Origin of the sequence: Streptomyces sp. MMG1533, assembly GCF_001279775.1 — a bacterium.
GTDB lineage: Bacteria > Actinomycetota > Actinomycetes > Streptomycetales > Streptomycetaceae > Streptomyces.
In genome coordinates this window covers 1-9,438 of record NZ_LGDG01000054.1, presented here as the reverse complement: position 1 = coordinate 9,438, position 9,438 = coordinate 1, and the positions used below count along the sequence as shown (strand labels likewise).

The window sequence follows — 9,438 nt, the reverse complement described above, 5'->3', positions numbered from 1 at the left end:
GAGTTCTCCGGGCAGGCGGTCGGCGATGAAGCAGAAAACCCCACGGCGCGAGCCGTAGGAATCCCCCTCGTTAACGAGGGGGAGGAGGTCAAGAACGGCATTCCCAACTTCATTCCGGAGCGACCGCGCACCATCCGCCGCGCGCTCGCATTGGTCGCACCCTTCACCTTCGAACGCATCTATGGAGCGTTCTGGGGACGGGTGGTTACTGCCGATGGGGCGGCTGCGGTGCGTCGTTCTGCGGAGCGGTACCTGCGCTTCGCGCTGGAGGACGACTCGTAGTGGTGTCAGGTCCGGGTCAGGACGTAGCGGCGACGGTTGTTCAGGCTCGCGGTGCAGGCAAGCCCCGCTGACCCCGTGCTGCGGTGCGATCGCAGGCAGGAGGGCAGGCAGGAGGGCGGGTACCCGCTTCGCGTGGATCGCGAACGACCCATGGGCTTTGGGTGCGCGCCGCAGGGGCGGGCGAGACTTGCTGGGGCGATCCGCCTGTATGCCGCCGCGCCCGAATCGAGGTGGCCCGGCGACGCGGAGCAGTTGTCGGAGATGCTGCGGGCTGACCCGTTCGGATCTCTTCGGTGGCAAGAGGCTTGTGGGCCGATCGGTTGCTGAGTTCGGCACTTCAGGGTGACGAGGGTGGGTCGAGGGGACACCCCTGGCGTGGCGTTCAGCCCGCCTCGGCCTGGCCGAGAGCCTGACCGAGGTGCGCCTTGCGGTGGTTACTGGACCAGCCTGAGCGCGTGCTGTGTGCAACCTCGCCGCCGCCGAGCTGCTCACTCCCTGCTGGAGGGCGCGGCAGGACGCAGGTGGACCACCGGGTCAGGTTTGACACCCGGGACTTCAGGCAGCGGCCCTCACATCCGCGGGTTTCGGGCGCGCAGTCGGTCGATCTCAGCGAGTACGCGGTCCACATGCGGACGCACCTGCGCCTGCAATGCATCATTCCAACTCTCCTCGGAGTAGGGGCGGTTGAGATAGAGCTGTCTGGCGTGTTCGAGGGCGGGGCGGTGCTCGGGCGGGAGCTGGGTGAGGGCCCAGTCGGCGGCGGCGTCCTTCGACTTGATCTGGCCTGTGGCGAGCGTGGTCCAGATGCGGGCGAAGGTCAGCAGGACGTTGCGGGTGTCGCTGTCCAGGTCGTCGAGCAGGCCGGGGATACCCGCCACGCTCGCCCGGACCAGGTCGGTCTGTGGGACCGGGTCGAGGACCTGCGCCGGGCGCGGGCCGGTGAGGGGGGTGGTCGCCGGTCAGCGTCATGGTGATCAGCAGGGCCAGATCGGGCATCGGCTCCGGCTGGGGGACCTCCCCGGCCTCGTACTCCGCACGCAGCCACTCGCCGTAGAGGAAGTCGCCGGTCGGCGGGTACCGCCACGGCCGGACCTCGGACTGGACGACCACGGTGAGTTCGACCGGGCGGACCTTGTTTCGGAGGCCGGAGATCCGGAGCAGTCCACCGAGGAGTGTCCGTCGATCCTGCTCGTCCATTCGCCGCCGGGAGACGACCAGCACGTCCACGTCGCTGGCCGGCCTGAGTCCGCCGAGCACGGAGGAGCCGTGGAGGTAGGTGTCGATGACATCTTGGCCCAGCACGCCGTCGACCAGCCCCACGATCTCCTGAACCTGATTCACTGCATCAGCGTCTCCGGCCATCCGGCGGACTGCACAGCACTATGCGACTTCGGCTGGTCAGGGAGTTGCAGGGGATATCGATGGCGAGGCCGGTTCCTGTTGTGGAGCCGTTGAGGGTGTCTGGCCGGTACTGGAGGCGTTTGGGCCGATCGCGGACGAGCGTTTCCAGGCGGTCAAGGGCTACGACGGCGAGGTTGGCCAGGTTGCGTTTGACGTGCGCCCATACCCCCTCGACGGGGTTGAGGTCGGGCGGGTAGGCGAGAGGCGGGTAGCAGGAACACTGTCAGGCCATTCACGCTCGGCGATCAGCTCACGCATGGCGTGGGAGACGTGGGTGTTCAGGCGGTCCCACACCAGCACGATCGGTGCCTTGGCGAGCTGGTGGGTGCCGTCGATCAGCGCGATGAAGTCGCGCTTGAACATGCGATTGTCGACGACCGGGCACGCTGACACGATTGCCGGCGTGATGACTGCTGAGAGGCCGGACTGCCTGATCGTGACGGGGATGCCCGGGGCTGGGAAGTCGACGGTGACCAGGCTCGTCGCCGAGCGGCTGCCGCGTTCCGCTCGGCTTGATGGCGATGAGCTCAACAGACTGATCGTCAGCGGTTTCGTCTGGGCCCTGGGCGAGCCCGCCGATGAAGCGGCGCGGCAAGTGGAGCTGTTGCACCGCAATCTGTGCGCGCTGGCGAACAACTTCGCCGACGCCGACTTCACGCCGCTGATCGATGCGATGATCCCCTCGCGTGAGAAGCTGGACTTCTTCCTCGATCTCCTCCCGGCTCGACAGGTCTTGTTCGTCGTTCTCGCACCGGGCATCGAGGTGTGCCAGTACCGCAACACCATCCGTGATCCCCGGGAGCGGTTCGACTTCGACGGCTATGAAGATCTCGATGCCGACATGAAGCGCGAGCTCGGCGATGTCGGCTGGTGGTTCGACACCGCGTCCCTCACTCCCGAGGAGACCGCCGATCGCATCGTCCGAGAAGCTCGCCATTGCGCCCTGGTGAACTGACTGCAAGTCCCCGGACCCGGTTCAGGTCGCGGCAGATTGTTCGGACTTGGCCCGGGACTGGGCGAGGCGGTAGGAGCCGGCGCCCGTTTCGATGATCGTGCCGTTGAAGGTGAGCCGGTCGACAATGCAGAGCCGGGGACCGATGAAGGTTCTGGTCCAGCGGCCGAAGGCTTCGTCGGAGGCGATGTCGCGCGCCGCGACGCCGTTCTTCTCCTCACGTTCGGTCGGAACCTGGAACAGCGGCTCGGTGCCGTACTTGTCGTGCTCCATGTAGCCGAGTTCGTCGATGCACAGGAGATATGCGGTGTATGTGGTTGTTACTCACTTTTGGGTGACGGGCGAGGTGTTGGCGGGGTGGCGGGATCTGGCGGGCGGGTGCCGCTTGCCGCTGCCTGCACGTCTCCTTGAGCTGGCGGACCGTCAATCTGCTGCATTCAGTGCGTAGATGGATGATGCATTCGAGAGTCACAGCAATATGGGCAATATGTAACACAGGTCGCATACCGTTTGCCCGGCCTGCGCCGGAGGCCAGGGTGTGGGTGTGCGGCCGACCGGCCGCCACCCGCACTCGCACTGTCCTCGTGCGTGGCTCTTTGTTGGGCCGCGTACGGGGCGGTGCCCGCACCACGCAAGGGGACCTTGTGTCTATTTCGACTGTCTCGGCCCGTCGTCTGGCTGCCGCCACGCTCACGGCCGCCGCCGTGATCGGGTCGGTGGCGCTGCCGGCGTCCGCTGCCGACCACGCGCGTCCGGACCGCACGCGGGTGGAGATCAGCAGCGTGCAGTACGACTCCCCGGGCCGCGACAACAGCTCCAACCGCTCCCTGAACAATGAATGGGTGGAGCTCACCAACACCACCCGCGACAGTGTGAACCTGGACGGGTGGACGCTCGGGGACGAGGACGGGCGCACCTACACCTTCGACCACTACCGCCTGGCTGCTCGTGCCACGGTGCGCATCCACACCGGCGAAGGCCGCGACACCCGCACCGATCTCTTCCAGGACCGCCGCGACCACGTGTGGGACAACTACTCCGGCACCGCCACCCTGCGCAACGACCGCGGCCGCTTCATCGACGAGGCCTCCTGGGACAGCGACCGCCGCTTCCACGGTGACCGCAGCGATCTCGGCCGGCACCACGGTGACCGCAGCGATCTCGGCCGCCACCACCACGGCGACCGCTTCCACGACTGACCCTCAAACGCGCGCGCCGGTGACGACTGAACGTGACCCGGGCGTGCGCGTGTAAGACGGCGGCGCGCCGGCCCTTGACGGCCGGCGCGCCGCCGGCCGTGCGCGTAGCTGGCCCATCTCTTCGCGGATCAGGCGCGACCCGCCGGCCGAGCCGGTCATCACGCAGTGCACACGAACGTGACTCGGACCGTTCAATCGCCGTCCCGGCTGATCTCGATCCGCCGAGGCGACGACACGGGCAACGGCACCAGCACCGCCACAGCTCCCGCCGGTGACGGAGACCGTCGACGTTCCGAACGCAGCGGCGAGGACCGGCGCGGACTGGCCGATGGAGACGGGCACCAAAGACCAGAACTCGTCGTGGGCGCCGACCCTGGAGAGCAGCTGCTCCGGGACCTGTGCTGTAAGGGGGCGCGTACAGGCGACGGATCCTGATGAGTGGGTCTGGTCTGCGACTTTGTCAGGTGGCGTCACCTGCGTTGATCGGTGATCAGGATCGGTGATCGCTGGTCCGAGCGGTGCGTTCCTCCCCTCTGCGAGTGCTTGTGCGGGGTGGGTGCCGGTGAGCCGAGGGCCGGTCGACGGCGTCAGCAGGTATGAGCAGGTATCCGGCCGCTGCGGCCGCGGCGCTGCGCGATGCTGCCCGGCTGGCCCGCATCGACCCAGAAGCCGCCTACCGGCGCCTGCCACCCGGGACCGGCACATGTGTGGCCTCCATTCGCCAACCGATCAAGCAATGAGTTCGCATCCGCCTGATTGGGCCTGGCCTCAGTCCCCACAAGAGAGCCGCACCAGGGTCGGCTAGTGGAAGTAGGTTGTGCCGATGACCGAATCCCTGCCGCCCGGCGGCGCTGTGCTCGATGCGGACGAACTGGAAGCCCGGTGGGCGGACGCATGGGGGCCGGAACAGGTCGCTGAGCGGTTGGGCGGGGTCCGTACGCCCTGGTGTATTGCCGCGGGGTGGGCGCTGGATCTGTTCCGCGGAGGGCAGTCGCGGCCGCACGGCGATCTTGAAATCGCGGTGCCCGCGGCGGGATTCCCGGAGATTCGGGACCGCTTCCCCGAGTACGTGTTCGACGCGGTGGGTTCGGGACGGGTCTGGGCAGGGGCGGGAGCTGAAGCACTGACGGCCACGCACCAGACATGGCTCCGGGATCCGGCAAGCGGTCAATTCCTGTTCGACGTCTTCCGAGAGCCGCACGAGGGCGGGACATGGGTCTGCCGGCGGGACGAGAGCCTGCGGCTGCCGTACGACGCGATCACCGGGCGGACGTCGGACGGGATCCCCTACCTGGTGCCGGAGTTGGTGCTGCTGTTCAAAGCGAAGGCGACGCGGCCCAAGGACCAAACCGACTTCGACGGGGCGCTGCCGCTGCTGGGCCGGGCGCGGCGGGACCTCCTCAGTGAGTGGCTGGAGCAAGTGCACCCCGGACATCCCTGGCTGGCGAAGTTGGCGGGGTAAGTGGCGCGCCACGTCCGTGAATCACCAAGGACGATTCGTTGCCGAGGACTGAGGGCGAACACGTCCTGATCGTGATGATCGGCAGGAGTCGACGTGGCGTCGCGCCGGACGGAGTAGTGGACGTCCGCCACACGCTCCAACAGCCGTTCCAGCGCTCCCTGGCCGCGGGGCAGCTGTCGTATCCGGTGCTGCCGGTCCGGTGCCGTTGGTCGATTGCTCTCGGGCGGTGCGGCTCCTGGGATAAGATCATGCTGGCTGTTGATCGTTGCGGTCGCCGTCATACCGAAGAGGGAGCCATGTGGCGAACGCTGGCCAGTGCGGTGGCCGGTTTGCTCGTGCTGTTCGTCGGCAGTCTTGCCTTCAACGCGGCGTCTGGCCAGAGCCGATGGCCGGGGCCGCTCGACTTCGTGCGCGTCCACCCGTGGGCGGTGCTCCTCATCCTGATTCCAATGTCGTTGATCGGGCTGTGGCAGGCGCCGCGTCGCGACCGTGCGCAGGACCCGCCCGCGCCCATGGCGTACCGGCTGCCGCCGCGCAACACCAACTTCACCGGCCGCGACGCCACGCTGCGGGAGTTGCGGCAGCGCCTCACCTCGGGGAACGACGTGGCGATGCTGGTCGTGCACGGGCTGGGTGGCGTCGGCAAGACCCAGCTCTCGGTCGAGTACGCCTACCGCTACCTGTCGAAGTACCGGTTCGTCGCGTTCGTGAATGCCGAAGAACATGATCTGGTGGCATCTCAGTTCGTGTCGCTGGCCGGGGAGTTGGGGCTGGCGGAGGTGAGTTCCGAGCAGGTCATCCCACGGGTGTACGGCAAGTTGCAGGACCGCAGGCCCTGGTTGATCATCTTCGACAACGGGGAGAAACCGGGCACGCTCACACACGCGCTGCCGTCGGGCGGCCTGGCGAGCAACGGCCATGTCATCGTCACGACCAGGGTGAGTGGTTGGTCGAGCAGAGCCGACGTCATCGACCTGGACGTGTTCACCAGGCGAGAGTCGGTGGAGCTGCTGGTCCGGCGGGTGCCCGACATGACCGCGACGGTGGCGGACCGGATCGCCGAGCAACTGGGGGACCTGCCACTGGCGTTGGAGCAGGCTGCCGGGTACATGGGCTACAACCACACGGCGCCCGAGGAGTATCTGACTCTGCTGACGTCGCGGCTGGAGGACATGATCGCGCAGGGTGAGCTGACCGACCGGCCGGCGGTCGTGGTCGCGACCCTGTGGCAGCTCAGTGTGCGAAGGCTGGAGGCGGACCAGCCCCAGGCGGTACGGCTGCTGGAGCTGTGTTCCCTGCTGGCGCCGGAGCCGATCCCGCTGGACCTGTTCACGGGCAGCCCCGACATACTGAACGTGGGCGCAGCTGACCCGCTGGCGTGGGACACGACGGTCGGCGCCCTGGCCGGCATGGGTCTCGCGAGGCGCGGAGACGCATCCCTGATGCTGCACCGGCTGGTTCAGGCCGCCATCCGGGCCGCGATGCCGGACGAGGTGCACACCCAGGCTCGGATCCAGCTGTGCCGTGCGCTGCTCGCGGCCGTGCCGCACGACATCCACGGCGACCCGGACGCGCGGCCACGGTGGCAGGAGCTGCTCCCGCACGTCCTTGCGGTGGCCAAGGACGATCCACCGGCCGAGTGCGCTGCGGAGACGGCGGTGCTGCTGAGGCTGGCGTCGACGTTCCTCATCCAGCTAGGGGACTGCTCGGTGGCGCTGACCCTGTGTGAACGTGCCCTCGCGATTGACGAGTCGCTGGAGGGCCGGGATGCGGAGGTCGGCTTCGACCTGATCACCCTGGCGCAGATCCACCGGGACCTCAACGCGCCGGCGCGGGCACGCCCACTGGCGGAACGCGCGCTGCGCCTGCACGAGTCCAGTCTGCCGGCGAACAGTCCCGCCATCGCGACGGACCTGGCCACGCTTGCGCGGACGCTGTGCCTTCTCGGTGAACACAGGGCGGCGCAGCCACTGGCCGAGCGGGCGCTACAGATCGACGAGGCGGCGTACGGGCCGGACGACCCGTACGTGAGCTTCGACCTGATTGCACTGGCGAACGTCCACGTCGACCTCGGCGACTACGCCACAGCCGCGCCGCTGATCTCGCGGTCGCTGCGGATCCGCGAGGCCAGTTACGCCCCGGACCACCTGTACATCGGGTACGTCCTGCTGTTCAAGGCCCGAGTCCTGCACACGTTGAACGACCCGACCGCAGCGGACCTCGCGCGCCGGGGTGCACAGATCCTGCACACCCAACTGGGCAAGACCCACCCCAAGACCGAGGAGGCATACGCTCTGGTCAACCGTCTACGTTGACGGCGCCGTCTTGGTGGCCGACGAGTTGGTCAGCACCGCTTTGTTTTGTATGTGAGAGCGGGCAACGTTGTTCGCCCGCTCAGGCGCGCTGACCCCACACAGGTCATGCCTTACTCGGCATGTGGTCGCACAGGCAAAACCCGCGGCTGGCCGGCACGACCTCGTCCCGATCTACTCCGGCTGGGCCGGAACGTGGACACCCCCGGGACAGGAGCAGCAATCGTGCTCGCTCGGCCCCGACCCGGTCGTACTAGGACGTGTTGCGAAAGTGGATCAAGGGGCTCGTTCGGTGTCTGGTACGGGTCGTGTGATGCTGGCGCAATGACTGATCAACGCGAGGTTGTCATCGTCCGCTGGCCAGGTCAGGGCCCTTCCGTGGATCGGTTGGCCGAGTTGCTGGCGGCCTACCATCTGCGGACGGAGGCAGAGAAGGGCGAGGCCGTTGTCGATGTGGACGGGTTGCCGGACCGCTACCGGGCAGAAATCTTGGACCCGCGGGCCGCGTTCGCCGACGATGTCGTGCTGATGGCTCTGAGCGGCGACACAGCCGTGGGCTGCCTGGTGGTGACCGCCCCCGTCGGCGGCCGGTCAGAGGTCAAGAGGCTCTGGACGGACCCGGCATTCCGGAGCCGGGGCATTGCGTCCGGCCTGGTCGGCGCCGCGCTTGCACATTCCGCGGAGAGCGGCGTCAGCACGGTACGGCTGTCGGTATGGAAGTGGCGGGCAGGTGCCATCGCTCTGTACGAGCGGCTCGGTTTCACCGTCGCCCAATCGTGGGAGGAACGGGATCAACTGGTGTGCATGGAACGTGCCGTGTGAGTGGTCACAGCCACTCGTTGATGGCTGCGACCAGCACGGTTGCCTCGTATCTGACGGCGAGCTTGTCGTATCTCGTAGCCACAGTCCAGTGGCGCTTGAGGCGATTGATCCCGCACTCCACCGCGTGGCGCTCTTTGTAGTCGGCCTTGTCGAACTTCGGCGGCCGACCGCCGCGCGAGCCACGCTTCTTACGGTTGCGGACCTGGTCGGATCGTGCAGCGGATGCCACGCCGGCGCAAGTAGGCGCGGTTCACGCGTGACCCGTACGCCTTGTCAGCGCGGACCTTGTCCGGCCGGGTGCGCGGCCGGCCCAGGCCGAGGCGGGGCACCCGGATGGCCTCCAGGACCGGCTGGAACTGCGGGCTGTCGTGCCGCTGGCCCGCCGTGACCAGCAGCGACAACGGCTTCTGCCCCTGCTCAACCGCCAAATGCAGCTTCGTGGTCAGCCCGCCGCGCGAGTGCCCCAGGCCATGGTCGTCGGGCTCGGTCTCGACGCCACCAGGAGGCTCCTTCTGCTCGGCCCCTTTTTACGGGCCCCGGCAGCATGCTGGTGGGCCCGCGCGATCGTGGAGTCCCCGCTGACGTCCCAGGTGATCAGGCCCTTCGCGTCGGCCTCGGCCTGCAGCTGTACGAAGATCTGCTTCCAGGTGCCGTCGCGCTGCCAGCGCCGGAACAGGTCGTAGGCCCGGTCCCACGGCCCGTACCGCTCCGGCACGTCGCGCCACGGCGCACCGGCCCTGGTCCGCCACCGTATGCCGTCGATCAGCTGCCGCCGCGTCCACGTCTGCGGACGGCCCGGTTTCTTGCCCGTCGGCAACAGCGGCTCCAGCCGCGCCCACTGGCCGTTCATCAGATCTCCACGCCCCACGAAACGTGATCATCCACGGCCTTGATCCACTTTCGCAACACGCCCTAGAAGGTCGATGAAGATCTTGGTGAGGGGCTGTCCGGCCGTCAGGCCGGACAGCCCCTCCGGTCATGCACCGGCGGGTGCGAGGTGCCAGGTGC

Annotated in this window: 5 protein-coding genes and 5 pseudogenes; 6 read left to right on the top strand and 4 right to left on the bottom strand. The window is 67.9% G+C overall.

From position 1 onward, the window contains the following. Positions 1-282, top strand: a pseudogene (locus ADK57_RS50985) (hypothetical protein); the annotation flags it as partial. Between the two features lie 569 nt (positions 283-851). On the opposite strand, the pseudogene ADK57_RS09495 reads toward ADK57_RS50985, so the two are convergent. Then, a pseudogene (locus tag ADK57_RS09495) lies at positions 852-1,644 on the bottom strand (aminoglycoside adenylyltransferase family protein). Then, positions 1,628-2,046 (bottom strand): annotated as a pseudogene (locus tag ADK57_RS52405) (transposase); the annotation flags it as partial. The pseudogenes ADK57_RS09495 and ADK57_RS52405, both read right to left, overlap by 17 nt. Here ADK57_RS52405 and ADK57_RS09490 point away from each other — a divergent pair. Further along, entirely contained in the window at positions 1,940-2,638 is a 699-nt protein-coding gene (locus ADK57_RS09490; protein ID WP_234390081.1) for an AAA family ATPase, read from the top strand. The pseudogene ADK57_RS52405 and the gene ADK57_RS09490 overlap by 107 nt on opposite strands. A 21-nt stretch (positions 2,639-2,659) precedes the next feature. Here the strand turns inward: ADK57_RS09490 and ADK57_RS09485 are convergent. Further along, a pseudogene (locus ADK57_RS09485) lies at positions 2,660-2,935 on the bottom strand (ATP-binding protein); the annotation flags it as partial. Positions 2,936-3,279: 344 nt separating this feature from the next. On the opposite strand from ADK57_RS09485, the gene ADK57_RS09480 reads away from it, so the two are divergent. The 4 genes from ADK57_RS09480 to ADK57_RS09465 all read left to right on the top strand — a co-directional run bounded on the left by ADK57_RS09480 (position 3,280) and on the right by ADK57_RS09465 (position 8,430). Then, positions 3,280-3,834: a lamin tail domain-containing protein gene (locus tag ADK57_RS09480; RefSeq protein WP_234390080.1), complete on the top strand. Its 555-nt coding sequence runs from the start codon at positions 3,280-3,282 to the stop codon at positions 3,832-3,834. A gap of 823 nt (positions 3,835-4,657) precedes the next feature. After that, the gene (locus ADK57_RS09475) at positions 4,658-5,296 is read left to right on the top strand and encodes a nucleotidyltransferase domain-containing protein (protein ID WP_053748933.1); all 639 of its coding nucleotides are present in this window, start codon (positions 4,658-4,660) and stop codon (positions 5,294-5,296) included. Between the two features lie 296 nt (positions 5,297-5,592). Then, a complete protein-coding gene (gene fxsT / locus ADK57_RS09470) occupies positions 5,593-7,611 on the top strand; it encodes an FxSxx-COOH system tetratricopeptide repeat protein (protein WP_234390078.1) in 2,019 nt (672 codons plus the stop codon). A 321-nt stretch (positions 7,612-7,932) separates the two neighbouring features. Next, positions 7,933-8,430: a GNAT family N-acetyltransferase gene (locus ADK57_RS09465; RefSeq protein WP_053748931.1), complete on the top strand. Its 498-nt coding sequence runs from the start codon at positions 7,933-7,935 to the stop codon at positions 8,428-8,430. 4 nt (positions 8,431-8,434) lie between these two features. Here ADK57_RS09465 and ADK57_RS47125 read toward each other — a convergent pair. Then, a pseudogene (locus ADK57_RS47125) lies at positions 8,435-9,298 on the bottom strand (IS5 family transposase). Between the last annotated feature and the right edge of the window lie 140 nt (positions 9,299-9,438).